The 22,845-nt window shown below is 72.8% G+C and carries 21 protein-coding genes; 12 read left to right on the top strand and 9 right to left on the bottom strand.

Annotated elements, in window-relative coordinates:
* Positions 1 to 21: 21 nt before the first annotated feature.
* Positions 22 to 612 (top strand): CGNR zinc finger domain-containing protein, encoded by a 591-nt coding sequence (locus tag ABZ939_RS07655; protein ID WP_361850390.1) that lies wholly within the window; start codon positions 22 to 24, stop codon positions 610 to 612.
* Between the two features lie 74 nt (positions 613 to 686).
* On the opposite strand, the gene ABZ939_RS07650 is transcribed toward ABZ939_RS07655, so the two are convergent.
* From ABZ939_RS07650 to ABZ939_RS07615, 8 genes are all read right to left on the bottom strand, one after another.
* Complete coding sequence (locus ABZ939_RS07650) at positions 687 to 1,832, bottom strand: acyl-CoA dehydrogenase family protein (RefSeq protein WP_361850388.1); 1,146 nt, start codon at positions 1,830 to 1,832, stop codon at positions 687 to 689.
* Positions 1,829 to 3,472, bottom strand: coding sequence for an AMP-binding protein (locus tag ABZ939_RS07645; RefSeq protein ID WP_361850386.1), 1,644 nt, complete (start codon positions 3,470 to 3,472; stop codon positions 1,829 to 1,831). The genes ABZ939_RS07650 and ABZ939_RS07645 overlap by 4 nt, the downstream gene beginning before the upstream one ends.
* The gene (locus ABZ939_RS07640; protein WP_361850384.1) at positions 3,469 to 4,437 is read right to left on the bottom strand and encodes a transketolase C-terminal domain-containing protein; all 969 of its coding nucleotides are present in this window, start codon (positions 4,435 to 4,437) and stop codon (positions 3,469 to 3,471) included. The genes ABZ939_RS07645 and ABZ939_RS07640 overlap by 4 nt, the downstream gene beginning before the upstream one ends.
* On the bottom strand, positions 4,434 to 5,357 hold the full coding sequence (locus ABZ939_RS07635) for a transketolase (RefSeq protein WP_361850382.1): 924 nt from the start codon (positions 5,355 to 5,357) through the stop codon (positions 4,434 to 4,436). Before ABZ939_RS07635 ends, ABZ939_RS07640 begins: the two co-directional genes overlap by 4 nt.
* Positions 5,358 to 5,407: 50 nt before the next feature.
* Positions 5,408 to 6,433 carry an N-acetyl-gamma-glutamyl-phosphate reductase gene (gene argC, locus ABZ939_RS07630; RefSeq protein WP_361850380.1) on the bottom strand — a complete coding sequence of 342 codons (1,026 nt, stop codon included), beginning with the start codon at positions 6,431 to 6,433 and terminating at the stop codon, positions 5,408 to 5,410.
* Positions 6,430 to 7,293, bottom strand: coding sequence for a RimK family alpha-L-glutamate ligase (locus tag ABZ939_RS07625; RefSeq protein WP_361850378.1), 864 nt, complete (start codon positions 7,291 to 7,293; stop codon positions 6,430 to 6,432). Before ABZ939_RS07625 ends, argC begins: the two co-directional genes overlap by 4 nt.
* Positions 7,294 to 7,338: 45 nt before the next feature.
* Positions 7,339 to 7,521: a lysine biosynthesis protein LysW gene (locus ABZ939_RS07620; RefSeq protein ID WP_355108004.1), complete on the bottom strand. Its 183-nt coding sequence runs from the start codon at positions 7,519 to 7,521 to the stop codon at positions 7,339 to 7,341.
* Between the two features lie 137 nt (positions 7,522 to 7,658).
* On the bottom strand, positions 7,659 to 8,636 hold the full coding sequence (locus ABZ939_RS07615) for a LysR substrate-binding domain-containing protein (protein WP_361850376.1): 978 nt from the start codon (positions 8,634 to 8,636) through the stop codon (positions 7,659 to 7,661).
* 283 nt (positions 8,637 to 8,919) lie between these two features.
* On the opposite strand from ABZ939_RS07615, the gene ABZ939_RS07610 reads away from it, so the two are divergent.
* From ABZ939_RS07610 to ABZ939_RS07560, 11 genes are all read left to right on the top strand, one after another.
* Entirely contained in the window at positions 8,920 to 9,813 is an 894-nt protein-coding gene (locus tag ABZ939_RS07610) for a family 3 encapsulin nanocompartment shell protein (RefSeq protein WP_361850374.1), read from the top strand.
* A 151-nt stretch (positions 9,814 to 9,964) separates the two neighbouring features.
* The gene (locus ABZ939_RS07605) at positions 9,965 to 10,906 is read left to right on the top strand and encodes a sulfotransferase (RefSeq protein WP_361850372.1); all 942 of its coding nucleotides are present in this window, start codon (positions 9,965 to 9,967) and stop codon (positions 10,904 to 10,906) included.
* Positions 10,903 to 11,673: an SDR family oxidoreductase gene (locus ABZ939_RS07600; protein WP_361850370.1), complete on the top strand. Its 771-nt coding sequence runs from the start codon at positions 10,903 to 10,905 to the stop codon at positions 11,671 to 11,673. Before ABZ939_RS07605 ends, ABZ939_RS07600 begins: the two co-directional genes overlap by 4 nt.
* A 183-nt stretch (positions 11,674 to 11,856) precedes the next feature.
* Positions 11,857 to 13,713 carry a M20/M25/M40 family metallo-hydrolase gene (locus tag ABZ939_RS07595; protein WP_361850368.1) on the top strand — a complete coding sequence of 619 codons (1,857 nt, stop codon included), beginning with the start codon at positions 11,857 to 11,859 and terminating at the stop codon, positions 13,711 to 13,713.
* Between the two features lie 5 nt (positions 13,714 to 13,718).
* Positions 13,719 to 14,339 carry an adenylyl-sulfate kinase gene (gene cysC, locus ABZ939_RS07590; protein WP_361850712.1) on the top strand — a complete coding sequence of 207 codons (621 nt, stop codon included), beginning with the start codon at positions 13,719 to 13,721 and terminating at the stop codon, positions 14,337 to 14,339.
* The gene (gene cysD / locus ABZ939_RS07585) at positions 14,336 to 15,331 is read left to right on the top strand and encodes a sulfate adenylyltransferase subunit CysD (RefSeq protein WP_361850366.1); all 996 of its coding nucleotides are present in this window, start codon (positions 14,336 to 14,338) and stop codon (positions 15,329 to 15,331) included. The genes cysC and cysD overlap by 4 nt, the downstream gene beginning before the upstream one ends.
* A gap of 77 nt (positions 15,332 to 15,408) precedes the next feature.
* A complete protein-coding gene (locus ABZ939_RS07580; RefSeq protein ID WP_361850710.1) occupies positions 15,409 to 16,689 on the top strand; it encodes a GTP-binding protein in 1,281 nt (426 codons plus the stop codon).
* Between the two features lie 122 nt (positions 16,690 to 16,811).
* Entirely contained in the window at positions 16,812 to 16,952 is a 141-nt protein-coding gene (locus ABZ939_RS07575; protein WP_361850364.1) for a hypothetical protein, read from the top strand.
* 73 nt (positions 16,953 to 17,025) lie between these two features.
* Positions 17,026 to 19,299: a TOMM precursor leader peptide-binding protein gene (locus ABZ939_RS07570; protein WP_361850362.1), complete on the top strand. Its 2,274-nt coding sequence runs from the start codon at positions 17,026 to 17,028 to the stop codon at positions 19,297 to 19,299.
* 32 nt (positions 19,300 to 19,331) lie between these two features.
* Positions 19,332 to 20,876, top strand: a complete 1,545-nt coding sequence (locus ABZ939_RS07565) for a SagB family peptide dehydrogenase (RefSeq protein WP_361850360.1) — start codon at positions 19,332 to 19,334, stop codon at positions 20,874 to 20,876.
* Positions 20,877 to 20,996: 120 nt separating this feature from the next.
* Complete coding sequence (locus tag ABZ939_RS07560; RefSeq protein ID WP_361850358.1) at positions 20,997 to 22,169, top strand: histidine kinase; 1,173 nt, start codon at positions 20,997 to 20,999, stop codon at positions 22,167 to 22,169.
* Between the two features lie 45 nt (positions 22,170 to 22,214).
* Here the strand turns inward: ABZ939_RS07560 and ABZ939_RS07555 are convergent, their stop codons facing one another.
* Positions 22,215 to 22,820 carry a response regulator transcription factor gene (locus tag ABZ939_RS07555; RefSeq protein ID WP_361850356.1) on the bottom strand — a complete coding sequence of 202 codons (606 nt, stop codon included), beginning with the start codon at positions 22,818 to 22,820 and terminating at the stop codon, positions 22,215 to 22,217.
* Positions 22,821 to 22,845: the final 25 nt, after the last annotated feature.

Here is a 22,845-nt window from a genome sequence, read left to right as displayed (position 1 = left end):
TTGGCCGGTAGGGTCTGGGGGATGACGGAACCCAAGCGCGTGCGGCAGCCCGGCGACCGTGAGGTGGCCCCCGGCCGGCTCGCTCTGGTGCAGTCCTTCGTCAACAGCGTCAATGTCGAGTTCGGGCCGGACGAGTTCACGTCCGTCGCGGGGCTGACGCGCTGGATGGAGCGGCAGGGCTTCCCCGCGGGGCCCCTCGCCCCCTCCGAGCCCGACCGCAGGGAGGCGGTCGAGGTCCGGGAGGCGCTGCGCGCCCTCATGCGGGAGAACAACGGCGCCGACGCCGACCCGGCGGCCCGCGCCGTCGTCGAACGCGTCGCCGCCGACTGCCCGTTGGTCCTGGCCTTCGACGAGGACGGCGTCCCCGGCCTGCGCCCAGGCGGCACCGGCACCCGGGGCATGATCGGCCAGATTCTGGCGATCGTCGTCGAGGCGGCCGGCGACGGCTCCTGGCAGCGCCTGAAGGCCTGTCACGAGCACCGCTGCGAGTGGGCCTTCTACGACCGGGCCCGCAACCGCAGCGGCCGCTGGTGCTCCATGGCCGTCTGCGGCACGCGCTCCAAGATGCAGACCTACCGTCAGGGGCTGCGCACCCCGGCCGGCGCCCGCTGACAGCAGCGCGGCCACGGACCGTACGGCGTCCGCCGGCCGTAACGCACCGGCCGGACTCTCCGCGACCGGGGCGGTCACGGCGCGTACTCCTTGCCGAGCAGCATCCGCGCCACGGTCAGCTTGGTGGCCGCCGCGGTGCCGTCCGCGAGCTGGAGACCGATGACGTCACGCAGCCGCTGGGCGACCGGACCGTCCTCGCTCCACCCCTGGTGACCCATGGTCAGCAGCGCCTGGTGCACCGCCTCCACGGCCGCCTTCGGCGCCCACCACTTCGCCATGTTCGACGGGATACGGGGATCCTCGCCCCGGTCCGCCTTCCACAGCGCCTCGAAGCTGACCAGCCGGGCCGCGTGCAGCAGCGTCGTGTGCTCGACGAGCGGGAACACCACCGACTGGAACCGGCTGATCGGCTGCCCGAAGGCGACGCGCCCGGACGCGTGCGAGTACGCCTCGGCGAGGGCGGCGTCCCCGACGGCGATGGCCATCAGCGCGATGTACGCCCGGGAGACCCCGAAGCCGCGCATCACCGCGCCGAAGCCCCCGCCGGGCGTCCCGACCAGGTCCTCGGGCCCGACCCGCAGGCCGTCGAAGACGATCCGGCCGCGTCCGCCGGAGCGGCAGCCGAGGTCGGTCAGCCGCTCCTTGCGGACCCGGTCGCCGTCCAGCCGGGTGTAGAACGCGCTGATGCCGTGCGCGCCCTCGCCGCCCGTCCGGGCGAAGACCAGGGCGTGGGTGGCGTAGGCGGTGACCATGATCGAGGTCTTCTCGCCGGAGAGCAGCCAGCCGTCGCCGTCGGGCTCGGCGCGCATCTCGATGCCCGCCGCGTCCGTACCGTGGCCGGCCTCGGTCAGCGCGAGCGCCACCACCGCCTCGCCGCGCGCGATCGGCGGCAGCCAGCGCTCCAGCTGCTCCGGGCTGCCGTTGGCGGCGAGGACACCGCCGATGAGCGCGGCGTTGAGCACCGGGAAGCACACGGACAGATCGGCCGCCGCCAGCTTCTCGAGCGCGATGCCCGCGCTGACCGCGTCCAGACCCTGCCCGCCGTACTGCTCGGGCACCCGCAGCGCGAACAGGCCGGCCGCGGCCATGTCCTCGACGAGACCCGGGCGGTACGCGCCGCGGCGGTCGTTCTCCTGGCGGTGCGGGGCGATCTTCTCGGCGGCGAACTCCTCTATCCGCTTGGCCAGTTCGTCCTGCTGGGCGGTGAAGGCGTAGTTCATGAGGCCGTGCGTCCTTCCTGGGCCCGGAGTCGGTCCCGCAGAGCGAATTTCTGGATCTTTCCGGAGGGGGTCCTCGGCAGCGCCGGCACCAGTTCCAGGCGCTCGGGCCAGTACGTACGCGCCATGCCGAGCCCGGCGAGGTGGCTGCGCACGCCCTCCAGGTCGGGGGCGGGGGCACCGCTGGTGACGAGGAACGCGCAGGCGCGCTCGCCGAGCCGCTGGTCCGGGTAGCCGACCACGGCCACGTCCCTGACCACGGGGTGGCGCAGCAGGGCCGCCTCGACCTCCACGACCGGGATGTTCTCGGCGCCGCGCATGATCACGTCCTTGACCCGGCCCGTGATCCGTATCCCGCCGTGGCCGTCGTCCCGGGCGAGATCGCCGGTGTCGAACCAGCCGTCGGCGGTGACGCAGGCGTCGTACACCTCCTGGCGCCGGAAGTAGCCCAGGCACTGGGCGGACCCGCGCACCTGGAGCAGTCCGGGGTCGCCCGGCGCCACCGGCTCGCCGTCCTTGCCGACGATCCGGACCTCCATGCCGGGCACGGTGGTGCCGTCGCTCTCGGCGGCGCGCAGCGGCGGCTGCTCGGGGCGGGTGACGGTGACGCAGCCGTTCTCCGTCATGCCCCACAGCGCGTACACCCGGCAGCCGAGCACCTCGTCCGCGTCCTCCACGAGCAGCGGCGCTATCGGCGCGCTGCCGGTGGCGAAGCTCCGGAGCGCCGACAGGTCGTGGGGCGTCTCGCGCTGGGCGTGGATCAGGTCGGAGAGGAAGGTGGGGGCGCCCATGAAGAAGGTCACCCGCTGCTCCTGGAGCGTCCGCAGCATCTGCTTCGGATCCCAGCGGTCCACCTGTACGGCGGTGGCGCCGAGCAGCAGCGGCATCACGAAGTTCCAGGTGAAACCGGCCTGATGGGTGGTCGGCGACCCCATCGCGGTGACCTCGGCACCGGTCAGCCCGAGCACGTCGGCCTGCGCCTTGTTCATCGAGTACAGGGTGTTGTGGCTGTGCAGCACACCCTTGGGCTCGCCGGTGGTCCCGGAGGTGAACATGATCTGGGCGGCGTCGTCGGGGCCGGCCTCGATCGTGTCGAGGGTGGCGAGCAGCTCCGGGTCCGGCTCCGGCTCGTACAGATCGCGTACGAAGTCCAGGGCACCGGCGGCGGTGTCGCCGGCCCCGGCGCCGAGCAGCACCCGGTGGCGCAGGGTCGGGACGGCCTCGGCGATCTCCGCGCTCATCTCCGCGTAGGAGAAGCCGCGCAGCTCGGCGGCGCCGATGTAGACCGGGCTCGCGGTGAGCCGGGTCATGAACTCCACCTCGCGGCGGCGCATCACCGGAACCACCGGGCCCGCGATCGCGCCGACCCGGGCGGCGGCCAGACAGAGCGCCACCAGCTCCCAGGAGTTGGGCAGCTGCAAGGTCACCACGTCGCCGCGGCGGACCCCGAGCCGGAGCAGTCCGACCGCGAGCCGGTCGACCCGGCGGGCCAGCTCGGCGTAGCTCAGGGACTGGAAGGCGTCCCCCTGGTAGCAGACCAGGGCGGGCTTCTCCGGCTGCTCACGGGCCCAGCGGCGCAGATCGTGCAGGACGGTCTCGTTCCGCCACCAGCCGGCGGCGCGGTAGGTGTCGGCGGTGGTCACCGGGTGCCTCCACGGCGTGATTCGAGAGAGGTACGGGCGCGGTCGGCGATCGCCCGCGCGCTCACCCCGCCCCGTTCGAGCAGATAGCGCTGGCTTCCGGCGACCGGGACGAACTCGTCCGGCAGAGCCATCCGGTGCACCCGCACCGGGCGCACGGCGCTGAGCGCCTCGGCGACCGCGGAGCCGAAGCCGCCGGAGCTCCAGTGCTCCTCCACGGTGATCACCGTGTCGCGTACGCCGAGCGAGCTCAGCAGCGCCGGGGTGTCGAGCGGCTTGACGGTGTGCAGGTGGAGCACGTTCGCGGTGATGCCCTCGGACTCCAGCAGGTCGGCCGCTTCCAGGGCGGCGAGCGTGGGGTAGGGACCGCAGGTGGCCAGGGTGATGTCCGTACCGTGCCGCAGCTGCTGGGCCTTGCCGAGCCGCAGCGGCGGACCGGCGGGCAGGTCGGGGGTGGCGCCCCGGCCGAGGCGGAAGTACACCGGGCCGCCCAGGGAGAGCGCCTGACGCAGCAGTTCCCCGGTGCCGGCGGCGTCGCCCGGGACCACCACGGTCATGTGGGGCAGCGCCCGCATCACCGCGAGGTCCTCCAGGGCGTGGTGGGTCGGGCCGAGATGCCCGGCCGACACCCCGGAGTGGGTGGCCGCGATCAGCACCGGCAGGTTGCCCATCGCGATGTCGATCTTCACCGCCTCCACCGCGCGGGAGGAGGCGAACGCCGCCATGGTGTTCACCAGCGGGATACGGCCCTCCCGGGCGAGGCCGGCGGCCGTGCCCATCAGGGTGTGCTCGGCGATGCCGAGGTTGAGGTAGCGGTCGGCGGCGGAACCGAAGTCCACCCCGCCGAACAGTCCGGTGTCGCTGTCCAGGACGACCAGCCGCGGCTCGCCGGGGAGCAGCTCGGCGACGGTGTCGCGGTAGACCTCGCGGGCGGCGCGGGGCGGGGCGGGGGCGGGAGCCGTGGTCATCGACGGTCACCGCCCGCCGGGGTGCCGGAGGAGGCGCGCACGGCGTTGAGCGCCCGCTGGTGCTGCCGGCCGCTCAGCCGCGCGTAGTGGCTCTTGGCCTGGCCCTCGATGAACGGCACGCCCTTGCCCTTGACGGTGTGGGCGATGATCACGGTGGGCTGCTGCGGGTCCGCCGGCAGCGTCAGCGCACTCGTCAGCGCCTCGGCGTCGTGGCCGTCGGCCTCCAGGACGCGCCAGCCGAAGGCACGCCAGCGATCGGCCAGCGGCTCCAGGGAGTTGACGGTCTCGGTCCCGCCGGTGATCTGCAGCCCGTTGCGGTCCACGATCGCGGTCAGGCTGCTCAGCCCGTGCGCGGAGGCCACCGAGGCGGCCTCCCAGACCGAGCCCTCCTGGAGCTCGCCGTCGCCCATCACCACGAAGCAGCGGCGGTCCGAGCCGTCGAGGCGGTTGGCCAGCGCGTAGCCGACCCCGAGGGCGAGACCGTGGCCGAGCGAGCCGGAGGCGATCTCCACACCGGCGATCTCCGGGTGCGGATGGGCCATCAGATGGCTGCCGGGCCTGGCGTACTCGTCGAGCGCCTCGGCCGGGAAGTAGCCGGCCTCGCAGAGCGTCGCGAACAGGGCGATGCCGCCGTGTCCCTTGCTGAGCAGCAGGACGTCGCGCTCGGGCAGGCCGGGGAAGCGGGGGTCGTGCCGCATCACCCGGAAGTACAGGACGGACAGGATCTCGACGAGCGACATCGACCCGCCCAGGTGGCCGCCCTCGGGGCCGGCGCACATGGCGACGATGTGCTCCCTGATCCGGCCGGTGATCCCGGCGAGCTCGGCCGCGTCGGGGCCGTGCGCGTCGAGGCTCGAGATGTCGGTGCCGGTGAGATCGGTGCGGGCGGGGGCGCCCCGCAGCAGAGGCGGGCTGCTCATGCCTGGGTCCTTTCGACTGGTACGGGACGGGGACGGGAGGTGCCTGACGGTCAGTTGGGGTGCAGGCCGGTGAACTCGAGACCACGCACCTCGGGCTCGCCGAAGCGCACGTTCATGCACTGCACCGCGTTGCCCGCGCCGCCCTTGACGAGGTTGTCGAGCGCTGCGATCACGGTGACGGTGGCCGCGCCCCGGTCCAGGGCGAAACCGACGTCGCAGAAGTTGGAGCCGGAGAGGATCTTGGCGTCGGGGAAGCGGTGCATCCCGCGCCGGGCGGCGACGATCCGCATGAACGGCTCGTCGGCGTAGCGGGTCCGGTACGCGGACCGGATGGCGCGCTCGTCGACGCCGTCGGCGAGCATCGCCCGGCTGAGCAGCTGGACGCCGCGGACGGCCTCGACACCGGTCGCCGACATCCGCACGGTGTGCCCGGTGGCCTGGGCGATCTCCGCCTCGTGCCGGTGCCGGGTGGGCGCGAACACCCGCAGGGCGCCGCTGCGTTCGGCGTGCAGGTTCTCCGCGCCCGCCTTCGCGCCGGAGCCGCTGGAGCCCGTCCTCGCGTCCACCGTGACATCGCCCGTGATGAGCCCGGCCTCGGCCAGCGGGACGAGGGAGAGGATGCCGGCGGCGGCCATGCAGCCGGGCACGGAGATCCGGTCCGCGGTGCGCAGCCGCTCGCGGTGGAGCTCCGGGAGGCCCTGGACGAAGGTGCCGATGAGCTCGGGCGCCTCGTGCGGGGTGCCGTAGTAGTCCGCGTACACCTCGGGGTCGCTCAGCCGGAAGTCGCCCGAGAGGTCGATGACGACGTTCGCCTTGCCGAGGAACTCCGGCATCCGGAGCATCGTCTCGCGGTGCGGCGTCGCCAGGAACAGCACGTCGACGCGGGGGAGTTGCTCCTCGGACGAGAACGTCAGCTTGGTGCGACCGCGCAGATTGGGGTGGACGCCGTCGATCTGGCGTCCCTGGAGGGTGCGCGAGGTCGCCGCCACCAGATCGACCTGGGGGTGGTTGACGAGCAGCCGCAGCAGCTCCCCACCGATGTAGCCGGCCGCTCCCAGCACTGCCGCGCGGATCATGACTCTGCCTTTGCTGTCAGGAGGGCGGCGATGGTGTCCGCCACATCGAGGTCGGTTCCGTAGGTCGACTGCAGGCCGCGGAACTCGACCCGGTCGTTGACCTCCAGGACGGTGAGCCGGCCTCCCGGCTCCTCCAGGAGGTCCACCCCCGCCACACAAGCGCCGACGGTGTCCGCCGCCGCGACCGCGAGCTCGGTGAGGTCCGCTTCGAGCGGGCAGCGTTCGCTGACCGCGCCGCGGGCCACGTTCGTCCGCCAGTCCTCGCTCCGCCGGTACGTGGCCCCGACCGCCCGGCCGCCCACGACGAGGACCCGGATGTCCCGGTCCGCCTTGGCGACCTCGCGCTGGACGTAGACGATGTGCGACTGCGGGGAGGGCAGGGCGGCGAGGTGCTCCAGGACGGCCTCGGCCATCGCCCGGTCGGTGACCCGGGTGACGAGGCGTCCCCAGGACCCGACCAGCGGCTTGATCACCGCGGGGTAGCCCAGCTCCTCCAGGGCCTTGAGGGCCGCTTCCGGGGTCAGGGCGAGCGTGGTCTCCGGGGTCGGCAGGCCCCGGGCGACCAGGGCCGCCGAGGTCTGCCACTTGTCCCCGCAGACGGCCGTGGCGGCGGCGCTGTTGAGCACCGTCACGCCCGCCGACTCCAGTGCGGAAGCCGCGTACAGGGCACGGTAGTGACCCACTTCGCGGTTGAGCACGATCTGCGGGCCGTCCCAGGGCGTTCCGGCCCGGACCGACAGAGCGCGGGGGTCGATCTGTTCACAGGCGACGCCGCGCCTCTCCAGCGCGGTCAGGATGTTCTTCTCCTCGAACCGGACCCGGGAGGCGAGGACACCGAGTCGCGCTGCCGCAGAGCTCATCAGGGAAATCTCCTTCTCGTCTTCTCGTCGGGATGGCCGGGCCCGTTACTCGCCCCAGTCCTCCTCGACCTCGGGGGCGAGGATCAGCTGCGGCGGCTCGACGGATTCGATCTCCAGCTCCAGCCGGCATTCCGGGCACTCGACTATTTCGCTGACCCGGGCGTCCGTTCCCAGCGACACCTCGGCGTCGCACTCGGGGCACTCGGGGGCAATGAGGGTTTCCTGCATGGCGATTTCCTCAATTCTTCCGTGGAGGTGGTGAATCGGAAATTACTGTAGTGCCGAAGTGGGGCCCTATTCCGGAGTGCTCCGACGAATGATCTGATCGGAACGAGGGCGAATGCTTATGGGCGGTGACGAGGCCGTCAGGCGGCGGCGGTCGCGAGCACCGGAGTGCCGGCGGAGCCGGGAGGCTCCGAGGTCGGGGCCGGTTCGGAGGCCGCTTCGGGGGCGGCGTCCGCGGTGGCGTCGGAGGTCGCCTCCGAGGTGAGCGGATAACCCCGGAGGGCCTGGCGGAACGCCTTCTCCGCGATGGCGGTGAAGCCTTCCGGTACGCCTCCCGGAGCCAGCGCCATCGTCACCGGCACCGGCTCGGGCGGCGGCGGAAGCCCGGGACGTACGGAGGGTGTCAGCCCCCACAGCTCGTCCCCGTTGGCGACCAGGCAGGTCATTCCGAGACCCGCCTTCGCCGCCGACCGCAGTCCGATCAGCTCGCTGCTCTCGTACGCGACCCGCCACTCGATTCCCGACGCGTCGAGGACCTCGCGGACCCGGCCCCGCAGCGTGCAGGGCTCGGGGAAGAGCGCCAGGGGCAGCGCCCCCCGCTCGCCGTGGGCCGGCCGCCCGAACCAGGCCATGCGCATCCTGCCCAGCTCCCGGCTGTCGGTGCCGGACCCGGGCGGATCTGCCTGGAGCAGCAGCGCCGCGTCGAGCTGGCCGCCGGCCAGCTGGGCCGCCAGCTCCTCGCTCGCCCCGGTCCGTACGCTCAGCTGGGCCTGCGGCATGCCCCGGTTCAGCAGCCGGAGGAACTCGGGGAGCACCTCCGCGAGCTGGCTCGACACGCCGATCGACAACATGATGTGGCCGGCCTGCGGGATGAAGCGGTCGACCGCCTCGTCGTTGAGCGCCACCATCCGGCGGGCGTACCTCAGCAGCTCCTCGCCCCGCGGGCTGAGCCGCAGGTTGCGGCCCGTGGAGGCGAAGACCGGGCTTCTGATGAGACCGCTCAGCTGGCGTATCTGCTGGCTGACCGCGGGCTGGGTGATGTGCAGTGACTCCGCCGCCCTCCGGAAACCGCCGAGCTCGACGACGGCCACCAGAGTCCTCAGCCTGTTTATCTGCAAGTCGTGATGCATTCTCCCACCCACATCGTCGAAGGACGTTCCGTGAAGTCTGCGGCTCAGCCTAGGGTCGGCGGTTTCGACGGCGCCATGGATGCGGTCACGGACCGGATGTGACATCTTCATGTGACGGGTGTGCAGCGCTCAAGAACGGGGTCCGTGGCCGGAATTACCACCCCTTATTCCAGCCATAAACACACGCCATCGACTTTCTCCCTCGAAATGCCATCGGCTGCCTAATGTGAATGGCCGACCGAACATTTCACCGAACACCTGAGGAGACGTCATGCTGGCAGCCACCGCCGATTCCGCAGTGCAGCAGGGAGTCCAGATACAGCTCGCCGACCCGGCCCTGGCCACCCGCAGCCCGGGTGAGGAGTTCGCCTGGTCGGTGCGCGCCGCCGGCCCGGACCAGGACCACGAGGTGCCCTTCCGCGCCCATCTCCCCGCCGTCTTCCCGCTGTTCGCGACCCGCCCGCGGTACGCCGTCCGTCACCTGCTGAAGACGGCGTCGGTGGCCGACGCGCCGGTCACCTTCGTGCACGAGCCGCCGGCCGCCCGGCTGGCCGCCGCCGGCACCTCGTACCAGGCCACCCCCGAGGGCGCCTTCGCCCCGCGCCTGGAGCAGGCCGAGCTCACCGACCTGACGGTGCGCGTCCCGCTGCCCGCCGGTCTGCTCGACCAGCCGGCGCTGCTCGCCTCCTTCGTCGACTACCGCGTGCTCGTCCGGCTGTCCGTCGTGGAGAACGAGACCCTGCTGCACGGCAGCGCCGACAAGGCGATCAGCGGCCTGCTGAACCTTCCGGAGATCCGCCGCGGCACGCTCGGCGAGGACGTGTACGCCGCCATCACCGAGGCCGCCGCCGAGGTCGAGGAGACGGGCGGTTCCTGCGACGGAATCGTCGTCCACCCCTTCACGTACTGGGAGTTGGTCCGGGCCGGCGTGCTGGGCCAGCTGGGCGCTGCCGGCATCACCGTCTCGCGCACCCGCATGATTCCGCGCGGCCAGATCCTCCTCGGCGACTTCCGGGCCGCCGTCACCCTGCTCGTCCCGGGCGTGGCCTCGCTGGCGCTGCGCCGCGGCGCGGGCCCGGACGGCTCCGACGCCATCGAGGCGACCAGCCGGATCGGTCTCGCCGTCCACCTGCCGCAGCACTTCCTGCTGCTCACCCGCGACTGACGAGGACCGACCCGCGCCCGACCGCGACCGATCGCGACGGCACCCGCGTCCGACCGCGAGCGATCGCGTCCGGCCCCGCGTCCGACCGCGACCGATCGCGAACGGCCCGCGTCCGACCACGTCCTCGGCACCACGAAGGGACCCCACCACCATGACAGGCCCCTCCCCGCGCGTCCTCTACATCACCGGATGGATGCGCAGCGGCAGCACCCTGCTCGGCAACGTCCTCAACGAGCTCCCCGGCGTCCGGCACGTCGGCGAGCTGTTCTACCTCTGGCGCAACGGCGTCCTCGGCGCCGGCACCAACTCCAGCTGCGGCTGCGGGCGACCGGTGCGCGAGTGCCCGCTCTGGGGCGGCGTCCTCGCGGCGCTGCCCGAGGGGGCCGCCGAGACCACCGCACACCGGATGGCCATGCTCCAACAGGCGCTGCTGCGCACCCGGCACACCGCCGCCCGGCTCGCCGAGGCCCGCGGCGAGCGGCCCACCGCCCCCGGAGTGAAGGAGCTCCTCGACCACTCGGCCTCCGTCTACCGGCAGGTGGCCGCCCTCGGCGGCGACCGCCTGATCGTCGACGGCTCGAAGTACCCGGCGGAGGCGGCCGCCCTCCTCGGCCGCACCGACCTGGACGTACGGGTGCTGCACATCGTGCGGGACCCGCGGGCCACCGCGCTGTCCTACCGCAGCGCCAAGGACTACATCGACCCCATGTCCCCGGCCCGCAGCAGCGGGTACTGGACCGCCTTCAACCTCGCCTCCGAACTGGTCGGCCGGACCGCCGGCGAGCGCTATCTGAGAGTCCGTCACGAGGATCTGGCCCGCAACCCGCGCGAGGTGACGACCCAGGTCCTGCGCTTCGCGGGCCTCGACGACGACTCCCCGGTCGACACCGAGGGCCGGATCCCGCTCGGCGCCAACCACACCGTCACCGGCAACCCGGACCGGCTGCGCCGCGGCGTCACCCGGATCCGCCCCGACGAGCGCTGGCGCACGGCCCTGCCCGGCACCGACATCGCGGCGGCCACGGCGGCGGCGGCACCCCTGCTGACCCGCTACGGCTACCCGCTGACCCCCTCGCGGGGTGAGGCCGCGTGAACCTGGGACTCGCCGGACGGGCCGCGCTGGTCGCGGCCTCCAGCAGCGGAATCGGCCTCGCCGTGGCCCGCGTCCTGGCCACGGAGGGCGCCGACGTCTCGATCTGCGGCCGTGACCCCGAGCGGCTGGCCCGCGCCCACAAGGAGGTGGACGCCTGCGGTACGGGCCGGGTGCTGAGCACCGTGGTCGACCTGTCCGACGAGGACGCCGCCGCCGGCTGGGTGCGCCGCACCGCGACGGAGTTCGGCGCGCTGCACGTGGTCGTCACGAACTCGGGAGGGGTGCCCTTCGGTCCCGTGGAGGACTTCGAGGTCGCCGAGTACCGGGAGGCGGTGAACGGCAACCTGCTGCCCCATGTCTCGATCTCGCTGGCCGCCGCCCCGTACCTCCGGCACGCCGGCTGGGGCCGGATCGTCATGATCACCTCCGAGTCGGTACGCCAGCCCCACCCGGGCAGCGGCCTCTCCTCGGTGGCCCGGCTCGGCGTCCTCGGCTTCGCCAAGGGCCTGGTCCACGCCTTCGGCTCGGCCGGAGTGACCGTGAACGTGCTGGCGCCCGGCTTCCACCGCACCCCGATCCTCGACGTGCAGTACGGAGACGAGGTCGAGGAGCGCCTGGCCGAGGTCGCCGCCGGGATCCCGCTGGGCCGGATCGGCCGGGCCGAGGACCTGGGCGCCCTGGTGGCCTTCCTCGCCAGCGAACAGGCCGCCTTCGTCACCGGCGGCGTGCTGGTCGCGGACGGCGGCAACACCCGCGGCATCGGCTGACGCCCGCCGGCCGGCCCGTGGCGCCCGACCTCCAGGCCGGCTCGTGTGACCGCCCGCCCGTCGGCCTACCGGCCCGTGGATCGCCCGCCGGCCCGGCCGCACCGCCACACCGTCAGCACCGGGCAGCCCCGTCCGCCCCGGACAGCACCGTCCGCCCTCTCATCAGCCGAAGGAGTTCCGTACATGCCAGCCCTCGGGGAAGTCGCCAGCTCACGCGAGGCCGCGCTCTACGTGGTCAAGCTGGGCAGCGCCACCTTGCTCCACACTCAGGTCTTCGACGAACTGCTCGAACTCAACCGGCGCGGCGCGCGCCTGCTCGTCATCGCCGGGGGAGCGGCCGGCATCCGCGAGCACTACCGGCGCACCGGCCGCGAGATCCGCACCCTCGTCTCCCGCAACGGCGACGAGATCCGCTACTGCCCCCCGGAGGAGATGCGGCACATCGTCGCCGCGTACGAGGAGGTCACCCTGCCCCTCGTGGAGGAGGAGCTGACCAGGCGCGGACTGTCCGTCTTCGCGGCGGTCGCCCGCACCGGCGCGCTCGTCAAGGCCACCGTCAACGGTCCGCTGCGGGTGCAGGAGGACGGCAGGACGCGGCTGATCCGCGACCACCGCGCGGGCACCGTCAGCTCCGTGGACGTCCCCCGGCTCACCGGCCTGCTGGCCACCTTCGACGTCGTCTGTCTCTCCCCGCCGGTCGCCGACGCCGACGGCGGTACGGCGCTCAACGTGGACGCCGACGTGCTCGCCGCCGAGGCCGCCCGCGCCCTGGACGCCGACCATCTGCGGCTCGTCACCGGCACCGCCGGACTGCTCACCGACCCGGCCGACCCCACCAGCAGCCTCCGTCACCTCACCGAGGGCGAGGGCCGGCGCTACGCCAAGGGCCGGATGCGCCAGAAGGTCAGGGCGGCCGAGATCGCCCTCAAGGGCACCTCCGACACCGCCATCACCGGGCCGCACACGCTGTCCGCGGCCGGCGCCACCTGGTTCTGGCGGGCCCCCGCCCCCGCCCCCGACCTCGACCTGCTCTCCCGCGCGGTGGAGCTGTCCTCCGTCTCACGCGACGAGCGGGAGATCGCCGAGTTCCTCGCCGAATGGTGCGCGGAGCACGGCATCAAGGCGGAGGTCGACGCCGCGAACAACCTGGTCGCCACCAAGGGGGCGGGCTCCCGGCGGCTGCTGATGCTCGGTCACCTGGACACCGTCCCGCACCGCTGGCCCGTCCGCTGGGACGGCGAGGTGCTGTCCGGGCGCGGCTCCGTGGACGCCAAGGGCAGTCTGGTGACCTACCTCCAGACCCTGGCCGACTTCGACCCGCCCGAGGGGGTCGAGGTGCGGGTGGTCGGCGCCGTGGAGGAGGAGATCACCGGCGCCGGTGCCTTCCACGTCCGCGACGCCTACCCGGCCGACGCGGTGATCGTGGGCGAGCCCAGCGGCGCGGAGGCGCTCACCCTCGGCTACTACGGCCTGGTCAAGGTCCGGTACGCCGTGGAGGAGCCCACCGGCCACACGGCCGGCGAGGGCGTCCGCACCGCGGGCGACCGGATGGTCGAGGTGCTCGCCAAGGTCCCCGGGACGGTGGCCGGACTCCATCGGGACGCGCTGACCGCCGTGCTCGGCGTACGGGCCCTCAACCAGGGCGACGCCCAGGTCGGCGAGGCCGTGGTGGACGTCCGCGTACCGCCAGGCCTCGACGTGGACGAGACCGTGGACGCGCTGCGCGCGCTCGCGATCGAACCGGTGCGGATCGACGTCCTGCGGGCCACCCCCGGAGTCGCCACCCGCCGCACCAGCCCGCTGGTCAAGGCATTCCAACGGGCCTTCGCCGAGGCGGGAGTGACGCCCCGATACCTCATGAAAAAGGGCAGCAGCGACATGAACACGCTCGCCACCACCTGGCACGGCATCCCCATGGTCGCCTACGGCCCCGGTGACGCCAAGCTCGACCACACCCCTGACGAACACCTGCACGCGGACGAGTTCCGGCGGGCCCAGCGCCTGCTGGCCGCCGCGGTCCGAGAATGGAGCTTGATGTGACCGTCCTGACGGCCGCCCCCGGGCACGACCTCGCGGCCCCCGTCGTCCACTGCACCTGCTACCCCGGCTCGACCCTTTGGCTGACCGGTCTGCCCAGCGCCGGGAAGACCACCCTCGCGTACGCCACCGCCGAACTGCTGCGCGCCCAGGGCCGGCGCGTGGAGGTCCTCGACGGCGACGAGCTGCGCCGGACGTTCTCGGCCGGCCTCGGTTTCTCCCGGGCCGACCGGAACAACAACGTCGAACGCATCGGCCGGGTCGCCCAGGTGCTCGCCCGCAACGGCGTCACCGTCCTGGTCCCGGTGATCGCCCCCTACGCGGAGTCCCGCGACACGGTGCGCTCCTGGCACCGGGAGAGCGGCACCCCCTTCCTGGAGGTCCATGTCGCCGCCCCGCTGTCGGTGTGCGCCCGGCGTGACGTCAAGGGCCTGTACGCCCGGCAGGCGGCCGGCGAGATCAGCGGCCTGACCGGCGTCGACGACCCCTACGAGGAGCCGTCCGCACCCGACCTGAGGATCGCCTCGCACACCCAGAGCGTCGCCGAGTCCGCGCAGGAGCTGCTCGACCTGCTCACCCGGCGGGGGCTCCTCGCCGGTGCGGACGAGAAGGAGAGGAGTGCCGCATGACCGCCACGACCGTCACCACGACCGTTCCCTCGACCGCCCCGACGACCGTCCCCCCGTTCGACGCCCCGTCGCTGCCCGCCGTCCGGACCGGCGACGCCTACGGGCTCTCCCACCTCGACGCCGTCGAGTCCGAGGCCGTCCACATCTTCCGTGAGGTGGCGGGCGAGTTCGAGCGGCCGGTGATCCTCTTCTCCGGCGGCAAGGACTCGATCGTCATGCTCCACCTGGCGCTCAAGGCCTTCGCGCCGGCGCCGCTGCCCTTCTCCCTGCTGCACGTCGACACCGGGCACAACTTCCCCGAGGTCCTCGACTACCGCGACCGCGTGGTCGCCGAACACGGCCTGCGGCTGCACGTCGCCCGCGTCCAGGACTTCATCGACGACGGCCGGCTGCGCGAGCGCCCGGACGGGACCCGTAACCCGCTGCAGACCGTCCCGCTGCTCGACGCCATCACCACCGGCCGCTACGACGCGGTGTTCGGCGGCGGCCGGCGCGACGAGGAGAAGGCCCGCGCCAAGGAGCGGGTGTTCTCGCTCCGCGACGAGTTCGGCGCCTGGGACCCCCGCCGCCAGCGCCCCGAACTGTGGTCGCTGTACAACGGCCGCCACGCCCCCGGCGAACACGTCCGCGTCTTCCCGCTGTCCAACTGGACCGAGCTCGACGTCTGGCAGTACATCCAGCGCGAGAACATCGCCCTGCCGGAGATCTACTACGCCCACCACCGCGAGGTCTTCGCCCGCAACGGCATGTGGCTCGCCCCCGGCGACTGGGGAGGCCCGCGCGCCGACGAGCAGCTGGAGACCCGGCTGGTCCGCTACCGCACGGTCGGCGACATGTCCTGCACCGGCGCGGTGGAGTCCACCGCCGCCACCGTCGAGTCGGTGATCGCCGAGATCGCCGCCTCCCGGCTCACCGAACGCGGCGCCACCCGCGCCGACGACAAGCTCTCGGAAGCCGCCATGGAAGACCGCAAACGCGAAGGGTACTTCTAGCCGTGAACCTCACCGAAGCACCGAACACCGCGCCGTACGCCACCGGTCCGCACACCGCCGGGTCGCACGCAGCCGGTCTGCCCACCACCGTGGACACCCTGCGGTTCGCCACCGCCGGCTCCGTGGACGACGGCAAGTCCACCCTCGTGGGACGCCTCCTGCACGACTCCAAGTCGGTCCTCGCCGACCAGCTGGAGGCCGTCGAACACGCCTCCCGCTCCCGCGGCCAGGAGGCGCCCGACCTGGCGCTCCTCACCGACGGACTGCGGGCCGAGCGCGAGCAGGGCATCACCATCGACGTGGCCTACCGCTACTTCGCCACCGCCCGCCGCCGGTTCATCCTCGCCGACACCCCCGGCCATGTGCAGTACACCCGCAACATGGTCACCGGCGCCTCCACGGCCGACCTCGCCCTGGTCCTCGTCGACGCCCGCAACGGCGTCGTGGAGCAGACCCGCCGCCACCTCGCCGTGGCCGCCCTGCTGCGCATCCGCCATGTCACCCTCGTGGTCAACAAGATGGACCTGGTGGACTGCTCGGAGGAGGTGTTCGCCCGTACCGCCGCCACGTTCTCCGAGTGCGCCGCCGCCCTCGGCGTCGAGCGGGTGACCGCCATCCCGATCTCGGCCCTGGCCGGCGACAACGTCGTACGCCCCTCGGAGCGCATGGACTGGTACGCGGGGCCCACGGTGCTCGAACACCTGGAGTCGGTCCCGGTGGGCGCCGATCCCCGCACCGAGTCCGCCCGGCTGCCCGTCCAGTACGTCATCAGGCCGCACACCGCCGCCCACCGCGACTACCGCGGCTACGCGGGCCAGATCACCTCCGGGGTGCTGCGGGTCGGCGACCGGGTCACGGCCCTGCCGTCCGGTGCGGTCAGCACCATCGAGGCCATCGACACCCTGGACGGCACCGGCACCGACACCGCCTGGGCGCCCCAGTCGGTGACCGTGCGCCTGACCGACGAACTCGACATCGCCCGGGGCGACCTGCTGGCCCCGGCCGCCGCCGCGCCCCGCGCCGTCAAGCGGCTCACCGCCACCGTCTGCCACCTCGGCGAGCAGCCGCTCCACGCGGGCCGGCAGGTCCTGCTGCGGCACACCACCCGCACCGTGCGGGCGGTGGTCGTGGAGATCACCTCGAAGCTCGACCTCCAGGACCTCTCCGAACGTCCGGGCCCCGACAGCCTCGGCGTGAACGACATCGGGCGGATCGTCGTCCGCACCGCCGAGCCGCTCGCGCTTGACGGCTACGCGGACTTCCGGCGCACCGGGTCGTTCCTGCTCATCGACCCGTCCGACGGCAGCACCCTGACCGCCGCGATGGCGGACGCGCCGGCCGCCGCGGAAGGGGTGTGACGCCATCGCGAGATGACCATGAGAACTTCATGTCGGCCCGGTGACACAGGCACTGTCGGCCCTTCCCGGCACCCAGCAGACTCTTCCCCGTCAGCAGGTCAACGACTCCAGGAAGGGCCGACATGAACCTCACCGTCGCCACCGCCGCCACCGTCACCCCGGTCACCGAGGAGCTGGTCATCGAGGACTTCGGCGCCATGGCCACCGAGCAGTACCAGCCCGGCACCTGCATCTGCTGGATGGGCGACTCGCTCGCGGAGTAGCAGCCCTCCCCGTCCGTACGCAGAAGACGCACCTCACCGACCGCAGGCCGCACACCAGACAGGGGGAAACACGGTGGCACACCGCCAGGGCACCACGACCGGACTCGGATTCAAGCCTCATCTGAAGGCCGAGGTCGTCCCCGGGGAGGGCGTGTTCCTCATATCCGAGCGCGGAGTGACCGCGCTGCGAGGCTCCTGCGTCACCACTCTCGCCCCTCTGCTCGACGGCACCCGCACCCTCGACCGCCTGATCGCCGACGCCGACGGCTCCCTCCCCGCCGACCAGGTACGCCAGGTCGTCACCCGGCTCCTCGGCTCCGGCCTGCTCGCCCACCGGGCGCCGGACACCATCACCGCCGGCTCGGGCGAGGCGTTCTGGGAACTGGCGGGCGTGGACGGCGGCGAAGCCGCCCGCCGCACCGGCAGCGCCGCTGTCGCCGGCCTCGGCCGCGGCACGGAGGCGGGCGCCGGCACCGAGGAACTGCTCGCCGCACTGGCGGCGGCCGGCCTGCGCATCCACCGCTCCGGCACGGACACCGAACCCCCCGGTCTGGCCGTGGTCCTCTGCGACAGCTACCTCGACCCCGCGCTCGCCGAGCTCGACGCCACGTACCGCGCCAGTGGCACCCCCTGGCTGCCGGTCCGGCTGACCGGCGAACAGCCCTGGATCGGCCCGGTGTTCCAGCCGGACGACGGGCCGTGCTGGCACTGCCTGGCCGAACCCCTGCGCCGCAACCGCCCCGCCGAGACCTACCTCGGCCGGGCCCTGGGACGCCCCGTCAGCGTGCCGCCCTCCGGTCTGGCCGCGGGGCGCGCCGTCGGACTCCACCTGGCCTGCCTCGAAGCCGTCAAGTGGATGGCGGGACACCGCCACTCCGGCCAGAACACCCTCTGGACGATGGACACCCTCACCCTGGCCGGCCGTCACCATCCGGTACGCCGGCGCCCCCAGTGCCCCTCCTGCGGCGACCCCGAGGTGACCGCCCGGCGCATCTGGGCACCGGTCCGGCCGGTCAGCCGCCCCAAGTCCGGCACCGGCACCGGCGAGCGGTCCCTCACCCCCGAGGAGATGCTGGAGACCTACGGCCACCTGGTCGACGAGCTCACCGGCGTGGTCAAGGAGGTCCGCCGCGACCGCCGCGACCCCGGCTTCCTCAACTGCTTCCACTCCGGCCACAACCCGGCCACCTCGCCCACCGGACTCGCCGCCGTCCGCGCCGGGCTGCGCAGCCACAGCTCGGGCAAGGGCACCACCCCGCTGCAGGCCCGGGTCAGCGCCCTGTGCGAGGCCGTCGAACGCCACTGCGGTTACCGGCAGGGCGACGAACCCACCCTGCGCGCCACCTACCGCGAGGTCGCCGACCGCGCCGTCCACCCGGACACGGTCCAGCTGTTCCACCCCCGCCAGTTCCCCGACCGGGCGACCTGGAACGCCGAGCACGCCCCGGCGCACCGGGTCTGCGCGCCCTTCGACGAGAACACCCCCGTCGACTGGACCCCGGTCTGGTCGCTGACCGCGGACCGCCACCGGCTGCTGCCCACCTCGATGCTCTACTACGACGCGCCCTGCCCCACCGGCTTCTTCTCCGCCCACTCCAACGGCACGGCGGCCGGCAGCTCCCGCGAGGACGCCATCGTCCAGGGCTTCCTGGAGCTCGTCGAACGCGACGCCGTGGCCCTGTGGTGGTACAACCGCACCCGGCAGCCCGGCGTCGACCTCTCCTCCTTCGGCGACCCCTGGATCGACAAGACCCGGGCCGCGCACGCCGACCTGGACCGCGAGCTCTGGGTCCTCGACCTCACCAGCGACCTCGGCGTCCCCGTCTTCGCCGCGCTCTCCCGGCGCACCGACAAACCGGCCGAGGACATCACCCTCGGGTTCGGCGCCCACTTCGACCCACGCGTGGCGCTGCGCAGAGCCGTGGCGGAGGTCAACCAGATGCTGCCGCCCGTCGTCAACGTCACCCCGGACGGCGCCGGCTACACCTGCGACGACCCCGCCGCACTCAACTGGTGGCGCTCCGCCACCACCGCGAACCGGCCCTATCTGCTCCCGTCCGGACCGGACCGCACCCCCGCAGACTTCCCGTACACGCCGCGCGCCGACCTGGCCGACGACGTGGCCGCGTGCGAGGCGCTCGCCCGGGGCCTCGGCAGCGAACTCCTGGTCCTCGACCAGACCCGGGCCGACATAGGTCTGCCCGTCGTCAAGGTGATCGTGCCCGGACTGCGCACCTTCTGGACCCGCTTCGCCCCCGGCCGCCTGTACGACGTACCGGTACGCCTGGGCCGCCTTGCCACCCCCACCCGCTACGAGGACCTCAACCCGGTCCCCCTCTTCCTGTAACACCCCGTCGCGCCATCCGTGAGGTCCCGGCCATGAAGTCATCCGCCCCACCCGCCCCGCGGGAAACCCGACTGATCGAACTGTGGTCGCTCCGCGAGGACACGACGGTGGAGACAGCGGCGGACGATCCCGGGACCGGACTGGTCAACACCCGCTGGGACGAGATCCGGCTGCCGATGACCGACCCGGTGATCTCCCGCGCCCTGGAGCGCATGACGTACGGCCCGGTGTCGCTGGACAACGTGCTGCCCGGCTTCAGCGACGCCGGCTCCCACCCCGGCGACCCGCGCCGCGCCGCACTCCGCGCCACCCTGGAATCGGTGCGGCACGCCGTGATCCGTACGCTCGCCCTGTCCGACGGCACCGCACAGCTGTCGGTCGTGCCGATCGTGCGCGAGGCCCGCTTCGCCCCGCGGATGCCCCCGGTGGACACCGTCCACCGGCTGTCCCGGTTCGCCACCCTGCGCGTCGGCGCCCAGGACATGATCCTCGAATCGCCGCTGAGTGCCCATCGGGTGCTGCTGCACACCCCGCAGGCCATGTGGCTGGTCAGCTGCTACGTACGCCCCACCTCGGTCCTCGACACCGCGCGGCTCCTCGACGTCCCCGTGGACGTCGTGCGGACGGCGGTCGGCTATCTGGAGGCGTCCGGCATGCTGGTGTCCGGCGTGCGTGCCGGTGCCGGACCGGCGGCAGCGGCCGGTCCGCACCGCGTCACCTTCGCCGAGGACCGGGATCCCGTACTGGAGCACTGGTCACCGCGCGAGCTGATGCTGCACAACCGCAGCAGGCCGGGCCTGCACGACGAGCCGCTCGGCCCCGGCGGAGGGAAGACCGGTACCGCCGCGAGGGAACACCCGTCACCCGACGGCGTGCCCGTCGCGCTGCCGGTGCCCGACCTCGACCTGGTGCTCGCCCGCGACCCGCGCCTGACCACCGTGCTCGAATCCCGCCGCTCGGTCCGCACGGACGGCGGACTTCCGCTGTCCGTAGCCCAGTTGGGGGAGCTGCTGTACCGCTCCGCCCGGGCCAGGCCGGCGGCCGGACGGCCGTACCCGAGCGCCGGCTCGGTCTACCCGCTGGAGCTGTACGTCACCGTGGCCGGCTCCGCCGAACTGCCGCGCGGGGCCTACCACTACGACCCGGACGGCCATACGCTCTTCCCGCTCCGCACCGACCCCGCCCTGGTGGACGCGCTGTTGGGAGAGGCGGGCGCGAACGCGGGGCTGAGCGAGGAGCCGCCGGTCCTGATCAGCATGACGGCGCGTTTCCGGCGGATGAGCGCCGCCTTCCCGGGGAGCGCGTACAGCGTGCTGCTCAAGGAGGTGGGGGCGCTGCAGCAGACGCTGTACCTGGTGTCCACGGCGATGGGGATCGGGCCGTGCGCCCTGGCGTTCGGCGACACCGCGACCTCGGCCCGTGCCTTCGGCCTCGACTGGCGCGCGGAGTCGGGCGTCGGCGAGTTCGTCCTGGCCGCGCTGCCCACGGGGGGCGCGTCCGCCGAACACGGGGGCCTCGGTTTCTTCGCCGGCCCCGCCGCGAGAGGTCCGCGACCGGAGATACCTCCCAGTACGTAACCTACTCAGCCTATGCTGCACACTCCGTGCGAAAACACAGTCGAGTAGGGGGCCCTTGTGCGATGGTCCAACACCGCAGATTCAGACGCATATGCCCATCGGTCCACCGAAGGAGGTGACTTGGCGCCGCGCGTCGCCGGCACCATCACCATCGTCGTCATTCTCTGCTTCTTCGCCGTCGCCCTGACCTACGCCGTGGGCGGCGGATTCGGGGCGGGAGAACTCGCCCTCTGCGGCGTCCTGATGCTGATGCTGCTCTTTCTCCAGCTCAGCCACTCCTTCCCGGACTGGATACCGGCGGCCGCCCGCTTCCGGAGGGCGACCTTAGCGCTCCAAGCGGTGCTCACCTTCGCCCCGTTCGCCCTGTTCGGCGCCGCCTGGCTGGGCATGCCCGGCTTCCTCGCCGCCTCCTCGCTGCTCGTCCTGAGGTCGGCGCTGGCCTGGACGGCCTTCGCCGCCGTCATCGTCGCGACCGGCGTCGTGCAGTTCGCCGTGGGGTACGGAGTGGGCCAGCTCGCCTACAACACCGTGGCCACCGTCCTCACCGGCCTGGTCGTGTACGGCCTCAGCCGGCTCTCCGGTCTGATTCGCGAAGTGCAGGCGGCCCGCGAGGAGTTGATCCGGCTCGCCGTGACGCAGGAACGTCTCCGCTTCGCCCGCGACCTGCACGACCTGCTCGGCTTCAGCCTCTCCACCATCACGCTCAAGTGCGAACTCGCCCACCGGCTGGTGCGGGTGGCGCCGGAGCGCGCCGAGATGGAGATCACCGAGATCGTCCAGACCGCCCGGCAGGCACTCACCGACGTCCGCTCCGTGGCGAGCAGCTACGTCCAGATGAACCTGAACCGCGAGGTCGGCTGCGCGGCCTCCCTGCTGCGCGCCGTGGGCATCCGTACCGACATCCGCGTCACCCAGGAACCCCTGCACAGCTCCGTGGACACCGTCCTCGCGACGGTCCTGCGCGAGGGCGTGACCAACCTGCTGCGGCACAGCAAGGCCCAGCACTGCGTGATCGAGGCGAGCGTCGACGACGGCACCGCCCGTCTCCGCATCACCAACGACGGTCTGCGCGACCGGGACTCCGCACACTGCCCGGACGCGGAAGGCGTCACCGGCGGGGTGGGACTGCGCAGCCTCACGATCCGCGCCGAGGCGGTCGGCGGCCGGCTCAGCAGCCGCGTCCGCGACGACGGCTGGTTCGAACTCGCCGTGGAACTCCCCACCCAGCCGGCCGGCGCCCCGCCCACCCCGGACCCCACCGCGGCCCCGGCCCCGGAGGCCACGGACGCCTAGGACGTGTCCCACGGAACGAGCCGCTCCGCGGGACACGCCCCCCACTTACAGCCAGCCGGCGTCCCGGGCGATCCGTACGGCGTCCATCCGGTTGCGGGCGTTGAGCTTGGTCACCACCGTGGTCAGGTAGTTGCGCACGGTCCCCGCGGACAGGAACAGCTTCTTCGCGATCTCCGGTGCGTCGAGCCCCTGCGCGGCCAGCCGCAGGACCTCGCTCTCGCGTGCACTCAGCGGACTACCGCCCGCCTGCAGCGTGGCGAGCGCCAGCTGCGGGTCCACGACCTGCTCTCCGGCGACCACCTGGTGGATCGCCGCGGCGAGCCGGGTCGGGTCGGCGTCCTTGAGCAGAAAGCCGGACACCTTGGCCTCCAGCGCCCGGCGCAGGTTCCCCGGCCTGCCCAGACTGGTGAGGATGATCGTCCTGCACTCCGGGAGCTCCCGGCTCAGCAGCTCCGCCGCCCTGATGCCGTCGATCCCCGGCATGTCGATGTCCAGTACCGCCACGTCCGGCCGGGTCTCCAACGCCACCGGAAGCACCCGGTCCCCGTTGTCGGCCTCGCCCACCACTTCGATGCCGTCCTCCAGCTCCAGCAGCGAGACCAGGGCCCGCCGGAGCATCAGCATGTCGTCCGCGAGCATGACTCTGATCACTGTTGTCCCCCCTCACGAACCCCCC

Source organism: Streptomyces sp. NPDC046712, assembly GCF_040645695.1.
GTDB lineage: Bacteria > Actinomycetota > Actinomycetes > Streptomycetales > Streptomycetaceae > Streptomyces.
The sequence above is the reverse complement of the archived record's forward strand: the minus strand, read 5'-3'. Positions and strand labels throughout refer to the sequence as shown.

What these genes read in the sequence shown, in the direction of transcription:
- ABZ939_RS07655 (WP_361850390.1), top strand. Translation starts at nt 22, where the DNA reads ATGACGGAACCCAAGCGCGTGCGGCAGCCCGGCGACCGTGAGGTGGCC.
- argC (WP_361850380.1), bottom strand. Translation starts at nt 6,433, where the DNA reads ATGATCCGCGCGGCAGTGCTGGGAGCGGCCGGCTACATCGGTGGGGAG.
- cysD (WP_361850366.1), top strand. Translation starts at nt 14,336, where the DNA reads ATGACCGCCACGACCGTCACCACGACCGTTCCCTCGACCGCCCCGACG.
- ABZ939_RS07575 (WP_361850364.1), top strand. Translation starts at nt 16,812, where the DNA reads ATGAACCTCACCGTCGCCACCGCCGCCACCGTCACCCCGGTCACCGAG.
- ABZ939_RS07640 (WP_361850384.1), bottom strand. Translation starts at nt 4,437, where the DNA reads ATGACCACGGCTCCCGCCCCCGCCCCGCCCCGCGCCGCCCGCGAGGTC.
- ABZ939_RS07635 (WP_361850382.1), bottom strand. Translation starts at nt 5,357, where the DNA reads ATGAGCAGCCCGCCTCTGCTGCGGGGCGCCCCCGCCCGCACCGATCTC.
- ABZ939_RS07605 (WP_361850372.1), top strand. Translation starts at nt 9,965, where the DNA reads ATGACAGGCCCCTCCCCGCGCGTCCTCTACATCACCGGATGGATGCGC.
- ABZ939_RS07650 (WP_361850388.1), bottom strand. Translation starts at nt 1,832, where the DNA reads ATGAACTACGCCTTCACCGCCCAGCAGGACGAACTGGCCAAGCGGATA.
- ABZ939_RS07565 (WP_361850360.1), top strand. Translation starts at nt 19,332, where the DNA reads ATGAAGTCATCCGCCCCACCCGCCCCGCGGGAAACCCGACTGATCGAA.
- ABZ939_RS07595 (WP_361850368.1), top strand. Translation starts at nt 11,857, where the DNA reads ATGCCAGCCCTCGGGGAAGTCGCCAGCTCACGCGAGGCCGCGCTCTAC.
- ABZ939_RS07610 (WP_361850374.1), top strand. Translation starts at nt 8,920, where the DNA reads ATGCTGGCAGCCACCGCCGATTCCGCAGTGCAGCAGGGAGTCCAGATA.
- ABZ939_RS07625 (WP_361850378.1), bottom strand. Translation starts at nt 7,293, where the DNA reads ATGAGCTCTGCGGCAGCGCGACTCGGTGTCCTCGCCTCCCGGGTCCGG.
- ABZ939_RS07620 (WP_355108004.1), bottom strand. Translation starts at nt 7,521, where the DNA reads ATGCAGGAAACCCTCATTGCCCCCGAGTGCCCCGAGTGCGACGCCGAG.